This is a genomic window from Bradyrhizobium sp. LA6.1, assembly GCF_040547805.1.
Lineage (GTDB): Bacteria > Pseudomonadota > Alphaproteobacteria > Rhizobiales > Xanthobacteraceae > Bradyrhizobium > Bradyrhizobium barranii.
This window is the reverse complement of the sequence record NZ_JBEPQK010000016.1, coordinates 50125-66434: the sequence shown is the minus strand read 5'-3', so window position 1 is coordinate 66434 and position 16310 is coordinate 50125. Positions and strand designations below refer to the sequence as shown.

Genomic DNA, 16310 nt, shown 5'->3' with positions numbered 1-16310 from the left:
CCTGGCAGCAGAAACGACATTCAAAGCCATGGGAGAAGCTTGCGGCTTTCGAATACTCCCTAATGCTTTGCGATTCCGTGATCTCGTAAACGAAAACAACTATGCGGCAGCATCGAAGCTGTTTCTCGATAATCAGTCGATCGGCGTTGCCCGAATTTTGACGAGGAACGACGTTGTCAGCTTAGAAGATCAATCTGCAGGCATGTCGTGTGTGAGGCGAACGGGAGAGCCCGTTTTGCTACTGGATGAGCACGGAGGACTTCAACGTGCTGGTTGGCCACCCTCAGCAGAGTCCTTAACCGGGGAGTCGACATGACGACCAGTGCACCCATCAATTCCGCGACCTCACGACGCCATCTGCTCCTCGCTGGTGGCGGTGTTGTGGCGGCTCTCGGCCTCCCGAAGGTGACGCTCGCCAAGACGGCGAGCGATGCCAAACCAGCCGCCCACCACGCTTCTCACAAAGGATCTGATCACATGTCGACGGTAACGATGAAAGACGGCACGACGATTTACTACAAGGACTGGAGCGCCGGTCCGGTCATGACCTTCTCCCATGGCTGGCCGCTCACCGCCGATGCCTGGGACGCCCAGATGCTGTTCCTGCAGAACAACGGCTATCGCGTCATCGCCCATGACCGCCGCAGCCATGGCCGATCGGACCAGACATGGACCGGCAACGATATGGATACCTACGCCGATGATCTCGCGGCCTCCTTGAAACACTTGACATCAAGGGCGCGACGATGGTCGGTCATTCGACCGGCGGTGGCGAGGTCGCCCGTTATGTCGGCCGTCACGGCACGTCGCGTCTGTCGAAAGCGGTTCTGATCTCCGCGGTGCCTCCGCACATGGTGCAGACACCCGCGACAGCGCCTATGAGTGTCTTCGACGGCCTCCGCGCGAGCCTGGTAGCCGATCGGGCTGGGTTTTTCAAAGAACTGGCGATTCCGTTCTTTGGCTATAACCGCCCCAACGCGAAGATTTCGCAGGGCCAGATCGATTCTTCTTGGCTTCAGGGCATGATGGGAAGCCTCCAGGGCGAGTACGACTGCATCAAGGCCTTCTCCGAGACCGATTTTACGGATGATCTCAAGAAGATGACCATCCCAACCCTGCTCCTGCAGGGCGATGACGATCAGATCGTTCCTATCGACATTGCCCCCGGCGCTCGGTGAAAATTCTGCCAAACGCAAGCTTGAAGGAATATGCTGGCGCTCCGCATGGCATGTGCGTCACCCACGCGGACCAAGTGAACGCAGATCTGTTGGCTTTCCTCAAAGGATGACGGGGCGACGTCATATTCCCGATCGACCCGCGGCTTTGAGGCTTCGTGGTGCGGCAATGCATGTGCATTCCAATGCGAGGCGAAGATGAACGCGACACAGCAAGAACTTCCGATCCTCGTGACCGGGGGCGGCGGGGCGGATCGGCTCGGTGGGCCGTATGGTGACAGAGCTGCTTCTCGCTCACGGAGTCCGGGTACGGGCACAGGTTCGGGTTGACGACGAGCGGGCCGCCACACTGCGGGATCTAGGCGCCGAGGTCGTGGTCGGCGATCTGCTCGATCTTACGGCAGCACATCGGGCGATCGAGGGGTGCGAACGTCTTCTTCGGGATGTCGGTCTCGCCGAGCTATCTCGAAGCCGCTGCCAACGTCGCTGGCGTTGCAAAGCACCATGGCGCGAAGGCATTCGTCAATCTCTCCCAGATGACCGTCAACGAGATGGACATCTTCAACACGTCCGCCAGCCCCAACAAAAGCAGCATTGGTTGGCGGAGCAGATATTGTCCTGGTCCGGGCTTCCAGTAGTGGAGGTAAGACCAACTGCGTTCATGGAAGGACTTTTCCTTCAAAGCGTCACGGGCGTTACCATGCAGAATAAGATTATGGCGCCCTTGGGAAAGGGAAAGAACTCAGCGATTGCCGCCTTCGATGTCGCTCGAGTGATCGCTGAAATTTTGAGCGATCCCACAGAGCATATCGGCAAGACCTATCACCTGACCGGCCATGTTTCGCAGGACTTGGACGCGGTCGCACGCGAGTTCTCGGCCGCGCTTGGCCGTACGATTTCGTATGTTGACGTTCCGCCCGAGATGATGAAGGACCAACTTGCCGCCTTCGAGATACCACCTCATGTTATCTCGCACGTCGTGACAATGGCCCAACTCCATCGGGACAACAGGTACGATCGGTTCAGCAAGGATGTCGAAGGGCTGACCGGCATACCCCCGATGAGCGTTCGAGAGTTCGTGCAGAAGAACGCGTATGCGTTCGCACCGGTCGCGCCTTCGAGCGCGGCTGAATAATCACGACGCCGTAACCGGAGTACGTCGTCGCATTGGAGCGTGGTTGCGGGGAGGCCAACCACCGATACCGACATTCGCTCCAGGTTGCGATTTGCGTCTAAGGCGTCTTGTGCCCTGGCTCGGGAACGTTGGGAAACGTTTCTCGCGATAGGCAGCAGCGTATGGAAGTGTCGAGTGGCTTGGTCAGTTCGGCGAATGTAGCCTCTACACCGAAAGCAGATTTGGAAGGTTCGAATCTGACCGCCACCGCCACGACGCGCAAGTACTATTTTGACTTCAACACCGCAATCGGTTGCCAGTCTTTGGGTGCATCCCTCCGTTGCAACTGCCTACAGCGTTCTAGCAGCACCTCGGCAGGTTGATCTTGCTGTCGGTCCCGCAGTACAGCCTCGAATTCAACTATCGCGCCAGTCAGGTCCCGATCTCGATATTTCGCGAGCCCTCGCTCATAGTGTGCTATCCAGGATGCGCGGCGGCTCGCTTCGCGTTCCTCTGAAAGATCAACCAGTTCGTAAACGGCTAGCCCCTCTTCCCGTCCATAGACCGCGATGCTGTCGATTTCGCGGGTGATGATCGCGCCGCGCGCCAGGCGTTCGGTCTCTTCGCCGATCAGGATTTGCGTACCGTAGCTCTTGTTGGCGCTCTCGAGCCGGCTCGCGACATTCACGGCATCGCCGATGACGGTGTAGTTCAGGCGCAGCTCTGAGCCGATATTGCCGACCAGCATGCGGCCGGAATTGATACCGATCCGGATCTGGAGCGGCTTGCCCTGGTCATCGACCAAGCCGGAGTCCTCGATCGCCTGGCGGCAGGCCAGCGCCCCGCTACAGCACAGTAGCGCGTGATCGGGCTGCGGCTGCGGCGCGCCCCAGAACGCCATCACGGCATCGCCGATGAACTTGTCGATGGTGCCGCCATTAGCGACGATGGCCTCCGAGGCGAGATCGAGATAGCGGGACAACAGCGGCACGACGCGATCGCCCATGCGTTCGGACAGGCCGGTAAAGCCGGCGATGTCGATGAACATCACGCTCAGCTCCTGAATGGCGCCGCCGGGCTTTGCCTCGACGCCCTGGCGCAACAGCCCGCGGACGAGATCGGCCGGGATGAATTTGCGGAAGGCGGACAGCCCCGCAGCCATCTCAGCAATGGCCCCGGACAGGCTCGCGATCTCCTTGAGCCGCGAGGGATGCCGGCGGACCAGCTCCAGCGCAAAGGTCTCGACGTGGCGGATCTCGCCAACGACGCGGGACAGGGGTGCTGCAATCACCGTACGTGCCAGCACCGCCGAAGCCAACGCCGCGAATACCGCGCCCACGGCAAGGCCGATGATCAATCGTCGCAGCGTCGTCTCGACTGGTCCGAGAAACTCGGCCTCTGGAATGACGGTTGCAAGCCGCCAGCCGGGAAACGGCAACGGCGTGAGCGCGACTTCATAGGCTGCGCCGCCTGAGGTAAGCCGGCTTCGCCAGGCCTCCTTGCGGCCCTCGGCGCCGGCTTTTGCCAGCGCCATCTGTGCCAGCGGCAGCAGCTTCTGCTCGCCACGCGTGGGATGCAATTCGTCGGCGTCCTTGTCCGGCGCCGCCACGAGCTCGCCGGCGCCATCGAAGATGAATGCGGTTCCGGTATGGCCGACCTCGAGCTGCGACAGAAAACGCGCGAGCCTCGTGTATTCGATGATGACTGCAAGCACACCCTGACGCTCCTGGTAGACGTCGATCGGCCCGGCATACGCAATCGACGGCCGCTCTCCGATCGGGTGATCGGCGACTTTGAACCACTCCGGCTCCTCCGCCTTGAGACCGGTCTTGAACCAGGTCCGTTCGGCGACGCGAAAATCGGTCGGCTCGAAACGGCGGTTGGCGAATTCGATATCGCCCGGTACCACGTCATATTCGTCGATCCGGCGCTGGCCGGGATGATCGGTCAGCGAGATCTCCATCATTTCCATGCGGCGGTCGCCGAGCTTGTGAGCGGCGAAGAACGCGCCGTCGGGCCAGCCGAAGGCGACCCAGGAGATCGTCGCTTGCGACTGCAATTGCGACAGGAACACGAATTCGCGCTTGTCCGCCTCGCGGGTGTCGAGCACGTTTTGCAGGAACAGCGTGCGAATGGCGGTGTGGGCGGCACGCGCCTCGTCGACGATCGCGGAGACCTCCTTGCGGACGGCGGCCACGATCTGCGCGTTGATGGTCGAGGCCAACTGCCGGCTGGTCGCCTCCGCGGTCCGCCACCACAACAGGCTGGACAGTGCCGCGGTCAGCAGGATCGCGGTCAAGACCAGCGCCGAGACCGCAAGTCGGATGCTGACCGTGAGCCGCTTGGCGACCGGTTGAAGCGGGTTGGGGCCATATCGTCGTCCGGGACTGGCCATCATTGTTGTTTCCACTCCGCAAGCTGGGGCGATGGCGACGCCAACTGGTATGGCTATACGCGGTGCGCGCCCGTTCGTTACATCTCGCAAATGCCCGAAGCCCCCTCCAATGCCCGCTGGCTAACGTCTCGATAGGGATAAGGCATTGGCCTTGTCCGGCCGCTTCCCCGCTAATCCGCCCCAAGCGCACCCTGTCGTGCGCGGCGCGCAACGGTCTCACAGACTCGTGAGCGGCTGACCCGGTAACGAAGGCTGCAGCGGGAACGAATGAGGCCATGCGCCTTCGCCTGTCGAGGCGAAGCAACCCCGAGAGGAGAATTCTCATGTCTGCCAAAACCACCATCAGTTCGCTCGTCCTCGCCGGCGCCGTCTCCACCGCGCTCGCGACACTGGCCTCCGCCGCCCCCCTGACCAAGGCGGAGGCCGATGCGGCCGTCGCCGCCAAGAAGGAGAAGTGCTTTGGCGTCGCGCTGAAAGGCCAGAATGACTGCGCGGCGGGACCGGGCACGACCTGTCAGGGCACCTCGACGGTCGATTTCCAGGGCAACGCGTGGAAATTCGTCCAGGGCGGCACCTGCACTAGTATCGAACTGCCGGGCGGCAAGAAGGGTTCGCTGAAGCCGGTTTGACACGGCAATTCAACACATCACCACAACAGCGGAGGGAGCGACATGAACGCGGCGATCAAGGCTCGGGCGTCTGCGACTATTCCCCTCCGCTTTTCCTTGCCCCTCGGCGGCGTCGCCGGGACGAGCTTCAAGCACGAGCATCTCGGCGCAATTATCGGCGAGGGTCCGCAGCGCGGCTTCTTCGAAGTCCATGCCGAGAACTATATGGGCGCGGGCGGTCCGCCGCATCGAACGCTGGAACGCCTGCGCCGCGATCATCCAGTCTCGGTGCACGGCGTCTGCATGTCGATCGGAGGGCCAGAGCCGCTCGACCGCGCGCATCTGGCGCGCTTCCGCGGTCTTGTCGCACGCTATCAGCCGGCGCTGGTGTCCGAACATCTGGCGTGGTCGACGCATGAGACCAGCTATTTCAACGATCTTCTGCCCCTACCTTACACACAAGCGACGCTCGATCGCGTCTGCGATCATATCGACGAGGTGCAGGAGGTGATCCGGCGACCGATCCTGCTGGAGAACCCGTCGACTTATGTCGCGTTTCGCGCTTCGACCATGAGCGAGACCGATTTCATCCGCAGCGTCGCACAGCGCACCGGGTGCGGCCTTTTGCTCGATATCAACAACGTCTTCGTCTCCGCGACCAATCACGGCTTTTCGGCCTTGCAATATCTCGCCGACTTCCCGCTTGCGCGCGTCGGCGAGATTCATCTCGCCGGCCATGCCGAGCAGAGCGACGACGAAGGCGACGTGCTGCTGATCGACAGCCATGACGGTCCGGTTGCGGACGCCGTATGGAAGCTGTTCGAAATCGTCATCGCGCGCTGCGGCCCCATTCCGACGCTGATCGAGTGGGACAGCAAGATCCCGGACTGGCCGATCTTGAAAGCCGAGGCGGAGGCAGCCCAGGCAATCCTCGATTGCTGCGATACCGTGGGGGATCGCCATGCCGCTTGAGCAGCACGCCTCTTATGCGGCCGCCTTCGCGCCGGCGCTGCTCGATCCTGCGCACGAGGTGCCATCCGTCGTCACCGGGCCGAACGGCAAGGCGGCGGCCAAGCGCTACAACGTCTACCGCAACAATGTCACGGTCAGCCTGATCGACGCGCTCGCCGCGACCTATCCGGCGGTGCAGCGCATCACCGGGGCCGATTTCTTCCGCGCCATGGCGCGCTTCCACATCCGCGAGACACCGCCGACATCACCGCTTCTGTTCGAATACGGTCGTGATTTTCCGGCCTTCATCGAACGCTACGAATACGCGCAATCGTTGCCCTGGCTCGCCGACGTCGCCCGGATCGAACGGGCCTGGCTCGATGCCTATCACGCCGCCGACGCCGCGGCGTTTTCCCCGATCCCTTTGTCCAAAGTCGCGCCGGACCAATTGGCCGATCTCGTCTTCACGACGCACCCGGCGACGCGGATCATACGCTCGTCTTCCGCAGCGGTGACGATCTTTTCCGCCAACCGCGGGACGGAACCCGCAGGCACCATCGACGCCGCGACGCCGGAAGACGCGTTGATCACGCGACCGGACTTCGACGTCACGGTGCGACGGTTTCCGCCTGGCGGCGCGATCTTCCTGGCCTGCCTGACGTCGGGACGCCCTCTCGGCGAAGCTGCCGCGGCGGCGCTGGAGGATTTCCCGGCTTTCGACCTTGCCACCAACATCGCCGGCCTGATCGAGGCCGGCGCCTTCACCTCGGTGACTTCCGGAGACGCAAGATGACGGAACAACGCATCGCGGCGGGCAGCGGCCAGCCATCGCTCGGGCACTTCGCCGAGAAGGCCAGTCACCTGGTCCAGACGATCGCCGCCCCGTCGATCGTCCAGCTCGTGCTGCGCGTGGCGCTGGCGGTGCCGTTCTGGCGCTCCGGCATTCTCAAATGGGACGGCTTCCTCAAGCTGAGCAATACCGCCGTGACTTTGTTCAGCGACGAGTTCATGCTGCATCTTCCGGGCGGCCCCTATCATTACCCGACGCCGACGGTGATGGCGTTCGTGTCGGGATGTGGCGAAATCCTGTTTCCGATCCTGCTGGTCCTCGGCCTCGGCACGCGGTTCGCGGCGCTCGGACTGCTGCTCATGACCGTCATCGTCGAGCTCACCGTGCCCGACGGCTGGCCAGTTCACATCACCTGGGCGGCCATGGCGCTCGCCATCATGGCTTACGGACCGGGGCGCGTCTCGCTCGATCACTTGGTGGGCAAACTTATGGTCTTGCCGGATAAATCGCGCGCTTAAAAATTGAATCCGTAGGTGCGCGGGCCAAGGTCGGATCTGCGCATCGGTCTCGCAGTGGAATAGCGGCGACCCAGTTTCACTTAGCTCGCAGGCTCGTCCCGCGTCAGAGCGAGCGATAGCGACCTTATTGCGGGCGCGGCGAGCAGAACCACCGGCGACATCGCTGCCCACGAAATCAGCCACGAGGCGAACCAATTCCAAAGGAAATGACCGGTTGCAATCGATGGATTGCTCGCGATCCCTGCGGCAATGAAGCAAGTCAAGCCAGACTGGATGGCTCCAAAAACGAAATGGCTATAGCGCCGCGGAATAGCAAACATAGGTGGCCCAGACCTGATGCGGTGGGAGGCTATGCTACTTTTCTCTCTTGCAATTTCAATAGGTTCAACCAGCCTCCGACTTCGAACAGCTGAACCGGCTGTGCGATCACTCCGCCGCCATCGGCATCTCTTCCATGTGCTCATGCAACACCACGCCTGACAGGGGGTCGAATTCGCCGACCCACGGCTTGCGTTTGAGCACAGACCTGGTGTGAGCATAGCCGGCGTCCCAGCGCCGCATGATGCCGGACGGGCTGAAGTCGATGTCCTTGGTGTGGGTCTCGTGATCGAGCTGCGGCGCGAGAAGCCGCACTACATGCATGCGGGTCGGGCAACCGTAGCTCATCAACTCGCGCACTGCCGGGTTGCTGCGCTCGCTTTCGGGAAGTCGCGCGGCCAACTGATTGATGACGTGGCGCAGGCGATGCGCCTGCTGCTGGCGCGCGATCTGGCTCGCAATCCGGCTGGAATATTGCACGTCCTTGTGCCGGTTCAGCACCTCCGCCATCGTGGTCGGCTCGGCGCCGACGGGATTCCACAAGTGCACCGCGAAGATCAGCGAGTTCTGGCGCGGGTTGTCGTCGAACACGGCCTCCGTCGGCGTGTTCGAGAGAATGCCGCCGTCCCAGTAGAACTCGCCGTCGATCCGCACCGCCGGGAAAGCCGGCGGCAACGCGCCGGACGCCATCACATGCTTCACCGTCAGTTCGCCATCACGGCTGTCGAAATAGCGCATCTGGCTGGTGCGCACATGCGCGGCGCCGACGGTGAGCCGCGGCGTGCAGCGATTGACCAGGCTGAAGTCGACGAGCTCGCGCAGCGTCTTCTCCAGCGGAGCGGTCGAATAGAAGCCCGCGTGATCGGCGCCGAGCGGATAGGAATCGCCGGCATGCGCCAGCGGGTTGGGCCGGAAGAAGCCAGGAATGCCGTTGGTGACGGTCGACCAGTAGGCGAGCTTCTCGTTGAAGCCCGGAAAGGCGGTGCGCAGATTCCAGATCGGATTCTGCTCCATCCGCTTCCAGAATTCTTTGAGCCGTGCGAGCCGGGCCTGTGGCTCATTGCCGGCGATCAGACTGGCGTTGATCGCGCCGATCGAGGTGCCGATGATCCAGTCCGGCTCGATTAGGGCTTCGTGCAGCGCTTGGTAGACGCCGGCCTGGTAAGAGCCGAGCGCGCCGCCGCCTTGCAGCACCAGCACGACCTGGCCCGGCAGGTCCGTTGACCTGATGCTCTGCGTATTGCCTTGCATGCCGTTCATGTTCTGCTCCCGGTGAGCTTGCAGCTGTCGAATATTCGCAAATCGCTGCGATTTGTTACGCGTGCCCATCAATGCGCGGTCCAGCCGCCGTCGACCGGCAGCGCGGTTCCGGTGATTGAGGCCGCAGCCTCGGTCGATAGGAACACGGTGAGCGCGCCGAGCTCTTCCACCGTGGCAAAGCGCTTGTTGGGTTGCTGCGTGAGCAGCACGTCGCGGATCACCTGATCGCGGGAAATGCCGTGCGCCTTGGCCTGGCCGTCGATCTGCGCTTCCACCAGCGGTGTGTAGACATAGCCAGGGCAGATCGCGTTGCAGGTGATGCCTTCTTCGGCCGTCTCCAGCGCCGTGACCTTGGTGAGGCCGACGATGCCGTGCTTAGCCGCAACATAGGCCGCCTTGAAGGGCGAACCGACGAGGCCGTGAGCTGAGCCGATGTTGATGATCCGCCCAAAACGGTTCTGGCGCATTGCCGGTAGCGCCAGCCGCGTGGTGTGGAAGGCCGACGACAGGTTGATCGCGAGGATCTGGTCCCATTTCTCGACAGGGAATTGCTCGAGCGGCGCGACGTGCTGGATGCCTGCATTATTGACGAGAATATCGAGCCGGCCGGATTGTGCGACGGTGGCGGCGATCATCTCGGCGATCGAGTTCGGCCTGGCCATATCCGCCGGCGAAAAGCTCGCCTTGACGCCGAACTCGGCGGCGATCTGCTCGCGTACCTTCCCGATTTCGGCGAGAACGCCAAGGCCGTTCAGCACGACGTCGGCGCCGGCCGCGGCCAGCGCCCGCGCGATACCGAGCCCGATGCCGCTGGTCGAGCCCGTAACCAGAGCGACCCTGCCGGCAAGTGCCCGTAAGGACTGAGACGTCTGCGGTTTGAGGGGAATGTCCATGGCCGAAACCCTCCGTTGGCGATGGCCGGCCTGATGACCGACCTCTGACTTTCGCAAACTCTGAGGGATCGCCTGCTCAAACGGAAATGCCGGTTGGCTTCCGAAACCATACGTGGACGCTATTGCGGTTGGGATGTCATTCGCGGCCCCTATCGGGTAGATTCCGGGTCGATCTTGCCGGGAGCCAATCCATGGAAATGCACCAGGTCCGCTATTTCCTCGCGGTGGCGCAACTCTTGAATTTCACCCGCGCCGCCGAGGAGTGCAATGTGACGCAGCCCTCGCTGACGCGCGCCATCAAGCAGCTCGAGGCGGAGCTCGGCGGCGACCTGTTCCGCCGGGAGCGGCCGGCGGCGCAGCTGACCGAGCTCGGCCAACGCATGCATCCGCTCCTGAAGCAATGCTACGAGGCCGCGGCCGGTGCCCGGTCGCTGGCCTCCTCGTTCAAAAGCGGCGAAATCGGCGCGCTGCGCGTCGCGCTGACGCATTCGATCGATCTGGCGCTGCTCATTCCCCATCTCAACCAGATCAAGCGCCAGTTCAACCGGCTCGAATTCCGCTTCCTGCGTGGCTCGGGCCGCGAGGTCGCTGAATACTTGAAGAAGGGCGAGGCCGAGCTCGGCATCGCCGCCGAGATCGATGAGGCCTGGGAGCGGCTCGATGTCTGGCCGCTGTTCACCGAGGATTTTGAGCTCGTCGTCAGCAAGGGCCATCGGCTGGCAGCACACAGCAATATCGAATTCGACGATCTGCGCTCGGAGCAGTTGCTCAGCCGGAATTATTGCGAGCATGCCAAGCGCATCTCGGCGAGCCTGCGCGAGCACGGCATCGACGTCGATCACAGCCACGAGATTTCCTCGGAGCGCGATCTAATCGAGCTGGTCGAGGCCGACATCGGCGTCGCTATGGTACCGCACACCTCGCCGGTGCCGGCGAGCCTGAAGCGGGCTGCGGTTGCAGGACTGGACGCCCGCCGCACCGTCAATCTCTACGGCGTCGCCGGCCGCCAGCGCACCGCCGTCGCATCAGCCGTGATGCGCATGCTGCGCGGCGCGGACTGGCGCGAGATTGCGGGATAGCGCTTACCGACTCCTCTCCCCGCAAGCGGGGCGAGGTGAAGATCAATGCTCCCTGCTCGCCTGCTCCAGCGCCTTGAGTAGATCATCGATCTCCATACGCTTGCGGAAGTCGGGATCGACGAAGCGTGCTTTCACGAGGCCGTCGCGACCGACGACGAACACCGCCGGGATCGGCAACATCCAGCCATCATTGCCGTGAAAGCGCGCCATGTCCTGATAGGACAACAGCCGCTGGATCTCGGTTCCCAGCCAGATTGCAAGGTTAAGGGACAGTGCATAGCCGTTGTCGAGATCGGTCAGCACCGGGAACGGCGCGCCGGAATCCGCCTTGAAAGTTCCGGTGAATTCCTGCGTCTCCGGCATGATGGCAACGATGTGCGCGCCCATCGCCCTGATGCGGTCTTGCGCCTGGATCACCGCGCGCACGTTCAGCCGGCAAAAAGGGCACCAATGGCCGCGAAAGAACATGACCGCCACCGGGCCGCGCGCGAGCAGCGACGGCAGCGTGACCAGCCGCCCCTTGTGGTCGGGCAACATGAAGGGCGGCATCACCTCGCCCGGACGCGGCGCATCCTCGCCGCCGCCGTTCTCGGTAAGTCTTGCCACTAGGCGATCGACCGCCTCGCCATAGGCCGGAAAGATCTCGCGCCCGGCATCGGCATAGGCTCGAAGCTGCTCGTTCAGCGTTCCCTCCATGTCACGGCAGCGCTGGAAGGCAAGCTTGAGCCGTTCGGCATCGACTGGTGAAAGGGACGTCATCTTCCGCTCCGGCACAGGAGTTGGACCTATTATTTCGCATTTCGGCCGCCCCGCAAGGGGCGACCATCGCGCGAGGCGCTATAGTCAGTTCACGTAAAAATTGCCGGTCGGATCGAGCCTGCCGGAGGTGTAGTAAAGCGAGCCGTTGTCCATGAAGAACACCGTATTCTCGGGCACCTTCTTCGCGTGCTTCATCATGGACTCGTGGTTCTTCTCAGTTGAGGCCAAGGCCATGGCCGACATTTTGCCCGGCCCATCATAGAGATAGGCCATACCGGACTTGAACTCCCACGGCGTCTGCGCGAATGCGGCTGTGGCGATCACAAATGCGCCGGCGGCGATGAGGCTCTTGGGCAGCTTCGTCATTGGATGTTCCTCCTGACATGAACGCCCGCTGATCGGGCGCTCTGCCATCGAATGCCCGTTCACAGAGGAACGGAAATGCCGATGCCCAATCGGTTTGATAGCCGCTGCCTATCGCGCACGCGATAGCGTGGGGCTATCGCCTCAAGAGCCAGACGGCATTTCACCTCCTTGAAGTCGGCGCCCATCCTGCACGCAATCCCGAGCGGCCCATTTAGAGGAGGAAACGCCATGAATCGTCTCATCACCTCACGTCTTACAAATTTCGCGACCTCGCTTCTGCTGTTGTTCCTCTTGTTTTCGGCAGCGACATCCGTCGCGCGGGCCGACAGCGATGATGGCATCGTCCGCCTGAAGAGCGCGGTACCAATGTCGGAAGCGATCAACCGCATCAAGTCGGACATTGCCGCCAAGGGCATCAAGTTCTTCCTGGAGGTCGATCAGTCGAAACTTGCCGCTGACGCCGGCATCAAGCTCCGGCCTTCCACCCTGCTCATCTTCGGCAATCCGCCGCTCGGTACTCAATTCATCACCGCTAACCCCAACGCGGGGCTGGACTGGCCGGTTCGCCTGCTGCTCACGCAAGACGACAATGGCGACGTCTGGGCCGTATGGACCGATTTCGATTGGATCGCCAAGCGGCACAACATCGGGAATCGCGAAGCGCAGTTCAAGATGGCGACCATGGTGGTCAAGTCCATCACCTCCACCATCACAACCAAGTAGCACGCAGCGAAGAATGCCCCGGCGTCGGACCGCATCGAAAGCGCGGCCCGGTCGCCCAAGCGACGCTCTCATCCGGCATTGGAGACCCGTCCTATGACCAGCGAGACATTCGACGTGGTGATCCTGGGCGGCGGCAACGCCGGCCTTTCGGTCGCGATGATTGAGCCTCGCGATCTTGGCGGCACTCGCCCTAACCGTGGCTGCACACCCAAGAAGATTCTGAACGCGGCAGGTCAGGCCCTGCACGACATCGAACGCGCGTCCGCTCATGACATCACGGTCGGTAAACCCTGGCTTGATTGGGCCGCGCTGATCGACCGTGAGAAGGCGATGATCAAGGATATTCCTACGAACCTCGCCCGCGCGATGGCGCGCCGGAACGTCGACGTGATCGGGGGCCATGGCGCCGTCGTCGCCTCCAACGCAATCCGCGTCGGGCGATCGCGTGCTCGAGGCCCGGCATGTCGTGATCGTCACCGGATCCAAGCCGCGATCGCTGCCAATTCCTGGCGCCGAGCACATGATCACCTCGGACGAGATGCTGAGCGATCACGAGCTGCCGGTATCCGTGGTCTTCATCGGCGGTGCGTGATCTCGTTGGAATTCGGTCATGTCTTTGCACGCGCCGGTGCCGCGGCGGTTCTCGAGGCGCTGCCGCAGCTCCCCCCGGCGATGGACCTTGATGCGGTCGCGCAACTGCAGGCGGAGAGTGAGCGGATCGGCATCAAGATCAGGACCGGCGTCGCCGTCCAGCGGATCGAGGCGGCCGGCGGTCGGCTTCGGGTGGTCTTCACCCATGGTGGTATCGAACAGTCATTCGAAGCCGATCGTGTTGTCAACGGCGCCGGCCGGATCGCCAATGTCGACTCACTCGATCTGGCGAGAGGTCAGGTCGAGCACGTAAACGGCCGGATCGCCATCGATCGACACCTGCGCTCGACCTCGAACCCTCGAGTCCACGTCTGCGGCGATGCCATGCCGATCTCGCCGCAACTGTCGCCGATTGCAACCTATGAAGGCGACATAGTCGGCCGCAAAATCGTCGACGGACCGAAACACACGCCCGACTACGCGGGCATGGCGACGTCGGTCTACACCGTGCCGGCGCCGCCGCCGTCGGCCTCACCGAGGAAGCGGCGCGGCAGACTGGCTATGCAGTCGACGTTCACGTCAACGACATGCGCGACTGGTTCTCGTCGCGATCATATGCCGAGACCATCGCCTGGTCGAAAGTGATCGTCGATCGCGCCACAGATCGCATCCTCGGCGCGCATTTCGTCGGCCATGCCGGCCAGGAGCTGATCAACGTCTTCACTCTCGCCATCAAGGTCGGCATCACCGCAAAGCAACTGCGCGACAACGTCTACGCCTATCCGACGTTTTCGGCCGACATCAAGCACATGCCGGGCACGCATAGCGGCTCGCTATCGTTTCGAAAGACACACGGCATTTCAAGGAACGCTCAACTTCGGCGAAGCTGATCTCATAGCCGGCGACCAGTGAGGTTACGGCCAACAGAGGAGACCTCCCTATGTTCAAGAACTTCGAATTAGCGCGCGTTGTCTGGCCTGGCCTTGCCCTCATCGGCGCGCTCACGCTCACCATGCAGCCCGTGCTCGCGGGCGAGTGCCCGGCCGGCAAGGTCAAGCCGAACGCGCAGCCGATGGTCGACTACAAGCCGGTCGGCGTCACCGACGTCACGCTCGGCTCGATAGACCTTGGCAAGCAGCCTGCGCACATCGAGGGCCGCGAGCTGCGCTTCCGCAAGCTGACCATCGAGCCTGGCGGCATCGTGCCCTGGCACAGCCATGACGATCGCCCGGCTTTGATCTTCGTGCAGCAGGGCGAGATCGTCGAATACGCCTCCAACTGCATCGACCCGATCGTGCACAAGGCCGGCGATCTCCGCCCTGAGGTCTTCGGCACCTCGCACTGGTGGAAGAACCTCGGCAAGGAGACCGTCATTCTCTATGTCGGCGACGTCCGCAAGGATCCGCGCGACCACAACATGTAACGAGCGCTCCCAGCCCCAGCCTCGTTACCGGATGTGATGACCCGGGATCCCCCGTGCCGCCCCGCACGCCGGGCGTCACATCCTCCTTTGAAGCCCTATGAGAGGTCGCGCAATGACCGAAATGTCCGCCCGCATGAAGTCGGTTGCGATCAAGATGCAGGAGCATTCGTCAGGCCTCGTGGTTCGCTACCTCGTGATCGGACTGACCGCATTCCTGACCGTCGTCGATCTGTTCGCAACGCAAGCGATCCTCCCTTCCCTGACGCGCCACTACGGCGTGACCCCGGCGGAAATGGGATTTGCAGTCAATGCCAGCACATTCGGAATGGCAATCGCAGGTCTCGTCGTCGGCTTCTTCAGCCCGCACATTGACCGAAGACTCGGCATCCTTCTCAGCCTGACGCTACTCGCGATCCCCACAAGCCTGCTTGCGATCGCGCCTAATATCACCGTCTTCACGATACTGCGCGTAGCGCAGGGTCTGTGCATGGCTTCCGCATTTACCTTGACGTTTGCGTACCTTGGTGAGCAGTGCAGTGCTATGGACGCCGGCGGCGCGTTTGCCGCCTACATCACCGGCAACGTTGCCAGCAATCTCATTGGCCGGCTGGTCTCCGCCGCAGTTGCCGACAGTCTGGGCCTGGCCTGGAACTTCTATTTCTTCGCGACCCTGAATCTCGCCGGCGCTGCCTTGGTCTACTTCTCCATACATCGCGTGCAGCCAATGCAGGCGATGACGGCAATCGACTCGCCACTTGGCGCCATGCTCGCGCATTGGCGAAATCCTCGGCTACGCGCAGCCTACGGTCTCGGCTTTTGCATCCTGTTTGCTTTCATCGGTACTTTCACATTCGTGAACTTCGTTTTGGTACGGCCACCACTATCGGTCGGCATGATGGACCTGGGCCTTGTTTACTTCGTGTTTCTGCCGTCGATTTTCACCACGCTGCTCGCAGGAAAGGCCGTCGCGTGGCTCGGGACTCGCCCAACGATCTGGACCGCCCTCGGCGTTGCCGTGATTGGCCTCCCTCTGATGCTGACGTCGCATCTGCCTCAAGTTCTGACTGGAATGGTACTGGTCGGCGTCGGAACGTTCTTTGCGCAGGCCGCAGCGACCGGATTCGTCGGCCAGGCCGCCAGCGAGAGCCGGGGAATTGCCAGCGGCACTTATCTCGCCTGCTACTTCCTTGGGGGGCTTGTCGGTACCGCGGTTCTAGGCCGGCTCTTTGACTCACTGGGATGGACCGCTTGCGTGATCGGCGTTGGAGCGTCTCTTGCTCTAGCCGCTGTGCTCACGCTGGCGTTGAAACCGAAATTGCGCTGACACGGGCTTGGGCGATTTAGAGC

Annotated in this window: 16 protein-coding genes and 2 pseudogenes; 12 read left to right on the top strand and 6 right to left on the bottom strand. The window is 62.4% G+C overall.

The window, feature by feature from the left end:
- Positions 1–477 precede the first annotated feature (477 nt).
- Both ABIB99_RS31650 and ABIB99_RS31645 read left to right on the top strand, forming a co-directional pair.
- Positions 478–1288: pseudogene (locus ABIB99_RS31650) on the top strand (alpha/beta fold hydrolase).
- A gap of 158 nt (positions 1289–1446) precedes the next feature.
- Positions 1447–2310, top strand: coding sequence for an NmrA family NAD(P)-binding protein (locus tag ABIB99_RS31645; RefSeq protein WP_354121859.1), 864 nt, complete (start codon positions 1447–1449; stop codon positions 2308–2310).
- Between the two features lie 265 nt (positions 2311–2575).
- Here the strand turns inward: ABIB99_RS31645 and ABIB99_RS31640 are convergent, their stop codons facing one another.
- Entirely contained in the window at positions 2576–4687 is a 2112-nt protein-coding gene (locus ABIB99_RS31640; protein WP_354121860.1) for an adenylate/guanylate cyclase domain-containing protein, read from the bottom strand.
- A gap of 320 nt (positions 4688–5007) precedes the next feature.
- Between ABIB99_RS31640 and ABIB99_RS31635 the strand changes: the two genes are divergently transcribed.
- Genes ABIB99_RS31635 through ABIB99_RS31620 form a run of 4 tightly spaced genes read left to right on the top strand, consistent with a single transcriptional unit; the run spans position 5008 to position 7551 of the window.
- Positions 5008–5313 carry a BufA1 family periplasmic bufferin-type metallophore gene (locus ABIB99_RS31635; protein WP_354121861.1) on the top strand — a complete coding sequence of 102 codons (306 nt, stop codon included), beginning with the start codon at positions 5008–5010 and terminating at the stop codon, positions 5311–5313.
- Between the two features lie 42 nt (positions 5314–5355).
- On the top strand, positions 5356–6264 hold the full coding sequence (gene bufB, locus ABIB99_RS31630; RefSeq protein WP_354121862.1) for an MNIO family bufferin maturase: 909 nt from the start codon (positions 5356–5358) through the stop codon (positions 6262–6264).
- A complete protein-coding gene (locus ABIB99_RS31625) occupies positions 6254–7036 on the top strand; it encodes an HvfC/BufC N-terminal domain-containing protein (RefSeq protein WP_354121863.1) in 783 nt (260 codons plus the stop codon). The genes bufB and ABIB99_RS31625 overlap by 11 nt, the downstream gene beginning before the upstream one ends.
- Complete coding sequence (locus ABIB99_RS31620; protein WP_354121864.1) at positions 7033–7551, top strand: DoxX family protein; 519 nt, start codon at positions 7033–7035, stop codon at positions 7549–7551. The genes ABIB99_RS31625 and ABIB99_RS31620 overlap by 4 nt, the downstream gene beginning before the upstream one ends.
- Positions 7552–7631: 80 nt before the next feature.
- Here ABIB99_RS31620 and ABIB99_RS31615 read toward each other — a convergent pair whose 3' ends face one another.
- From ABIB99_RS31615 to ABIB99_RS31605, 3 genes are all read right to left on the bottom strand, one after another.
- The gene (locus ABIB99_RS31615) at positions 7632–7871 is read right to left on the bottom strand and encodes a DUF2798 domain-containing protein (RefSeq protein ID WP_354121865.1); all 240 of its coding nucleotides are present in this window, start codon (positions 7869–7871) and stop codon (positions 7632–7634) included.
- 106 nt (positions 7872–7977) lie between these two features.
- Positions 7978–9129, bottom strand: coding sequence for a patatin-like phospholipase family protein (locus ABIB99_RS31610; protein WP_354121866.1), 1152 nt, complete (start codon positions 9127–9129; stop codon positions 7978–7980).
- 68 nt (positions 9130–9197) lie between these two features.
- Positions 9198–10022, bottom strand: coding sequence for a 3-hydroxybutyrate dehydrogenase (locus ABIB99_RS31605; protein ID WP_354121867.1), 825 nt, complete (start codon positions 10020–10022; stop codon positions 9198–9200).
- Positions 10023–10213: 191 nt separating this feature from the next.
- On the opposite strand from ABIB99_RS31605, the gene ABIB99_RS31600 reads away from it, so the two are divergent.
- On the top strand, positions 10214–11101 hold the full coding sequence (locus ABIB99_RS31600) for a LysR family transcriptional regulator (RefSeq protein ID WP_354121868.1): 888 nt from the start codon (positions 10214–10216) through the stop codon (positions 11099–11101).
- A gap of 42 nt (positions 11102–11143) precedes the next feature.
- Here the strand turns inward: ABIB99_RS31600 and ABIB99_RS31595 are convergent, their stop codons facing one another.
- Complete coding sequence (locus ABIB99_RS31595) at positions 11144–11860, bottom strand: peroxiredoxin-like family protein (RefSeq protein ID WP_354121869.1); 717 nt, start codon at positions 11858–11860, stop codon at positions 11144–11146.
- 84 nt (positions 11861–11944) lie between these two features.
- Entirely contained in the window at positions 11945–12226 is a 282-nt protein-coding gene (locus ABIB99_RS31590) for a hypothetical protein (RefSeq protein WP_354121870.1), read from the bottom strand.
- Between the two features lie 228 nt (positions 12227–12454).
- Between ABIB99_RS31590 and ABIB99_RS31585 the strand changes: the two genes are divergently transcribed.
- From ABIB99_RS31585 to ABIB99_RS31560, 5 genes and pseudogenes are all read left to right on the top strand, one after another.
- Entirely contained in the window at positions 12455–12949 is a 495-nt protein-coding gene (locus ABIB99_RS31585) for a DUF302 domain-containing protein (protein ID WP_354121871.1), read from the top strand.
- A 93-nt stretch (positions 12950–13042) separates the two neighbouring features.
- Positions 13043–14185, top strand: coding sequence for an FAD-dependent oxidoreductase (locus tag ABIB99_RS44525; RefSeq protein WP_502917523.1), 1143 nt, complete (start codon positions 13043–13045; stop codon positions 14183–14185).
- Positions 14116–14430, top strand: a pseudogene (locus ABIB99_RS31570) (oxidoreductase dimerization domain-containing protein); the annotation flags it as partial. The gene ABIB99_RS44525 and the pseudogene ABIB99_RS31570, both read left to right, overlap by 70 nt.
- Before the next feature lie 50 nt (positions 14431–14480).
- Positions 14481–14963, top strand: coding sequence for a cupin domain-containing protein (locus ABIB99_RS31565; protein WP_354121874.1), 483 nt, complete (start codon positions 14481–14483; stop codon positions 14961–14963).
- Positions 14964–15075: 112 nt separating this feature from the next.
- Complete coding sequence (locus ABIB99_RS31560; protein WP_354121875.1) at positions 15076–16287, top strand: MFS transporter; 1212 nt, start codon at positions 15076–15078, stop codon at positions 16285–16287.
- The last annotated feature ends 23 nt before the right edge of the window (positions 16288–16310 follow it).

What these genes read in the sequence shown, in the direction of transcription:
- ABIB99_RS31645 (WP_354121859.1), top strand. Translation starts at nt 1,447, where the DNA reads ATGGTGACAGAGCTGCTTCTCGCTCACGGAGTCCGGGTACGGGCACAG.
- ABIB99_RS31640 (WP_354121860.1), bottom strand. Translation starts at nt 4,687, where the DNA reads ATGATGGCCAGTCCCGGACGACGATATGGCCCCAACCCGCTTCAACCG.
- ABIB99_RS31635 (WP_354121861.1), top strand. Translation starts at nt 5,008, where the DNA reads ATGTCTGCCAAAACCACCATCAGTTCGCTCGTCCTCGCCGGCGCCGTC.
- bufB (WP_354121862.1), top strand. Translation starts at nt 5,356, where the DNA reads ATGAACGCGGCGATCAAGGCTCGGGCGTCTGCGACTATTCCCCTCCGC.
- ABIB99_RS31625 (WP_354121863.1), top strand. Translation starts at nt 6,254, where the DNA reads ATGCCGCTTGAGCAGCACGCCTCTTATGCGGCCGCCTTCGCGCCGGCG.
- ABIB99_RS31620 (WP_354121864.1), top strand. Translation starts at nt 7,033, where the DNA reads ATGACGGAACAACGCATCGCGGCGGGCAGCGGCCAGCCATCGCTCGGG.
- ABIB99_RS31615 (WP_354121865.1), bottom strand. Translation starts at nt 7,871, where the DNA reads ATGTTTGCTATTCCGCGGCGCTATAGCCATTTCGTTTTTGGAGCCATC.
- ABIB99_RS31610 (WP_354121866.1), bottom strand. Translation starts at nt 9,129, where the DNA reads ATGAACGGCATGCAAGGCAATACGCAGAGCATCAGGTCAACGGACCTG.
- ABIB99_RS31605 (WP_354121867.1), bottom strand. Translation starts at nt 10,022, where the DNA reads ATGGACATTCCCCTCAAACCGCAGACGTCTCAGTCCTTACGGGCACTT.
- ABIB99_RS31600 (WP_354121868.1), top strand. Translation starts at nt 10,214, where the DNA reads ATGGAAATGCACCAGGTCCGCTATTTCCTCGCGGTGGCGCAACTCTTG.
- ABIB99_RS31595 (WP_354121869.1), bottom strand. Translation starts at nt 11,860, where the DNA reads ATGACGTCCCTTTCACCAGTCGATGCCGAACGGCTCAAGCTTGCCTTC.
- ABIB99_RS31590 (WP_354121870.1), bottom strand. Translation starts at nt 12,226, where the DNA reads ATGACGAAGCTGCCCAAGAGCCTCATCGCCGCCGGCGCATTTGTGATC.
- ABIB99_RS31585 (WP_354121871.1), top strand. Translation starts at nt 12,455, where the DNA reads ATGAATCGTCTCATCACCTCACGTCTTACAAATTTCGCGACCTCGCTT.
- ABIB99_RS44525 (WP_502917523.1), top strand. Translation starts at nt 13,043, where the DNA reads ATGACCAGCGAGACATTCGACGTGGTGATCCTGGGCGGCGGCAACGCC.
- ABIB99_RS31565 (WP_354121874.1), top strand. Translation starts at nt 14,481, where the DNA reads ATGTTCAAGAACTTCGAATTAGCGCGCGTTGTCTGGCCTGGCCTTGCC.
- ABIB99_RS31560 (WP_354121875.1), top strand. Translation starts at nt 15,076, where the DNA reads ATGACCGAAATGTCCGCCCGCATGAAGTCGGTTGCGATCAAGATGCAG.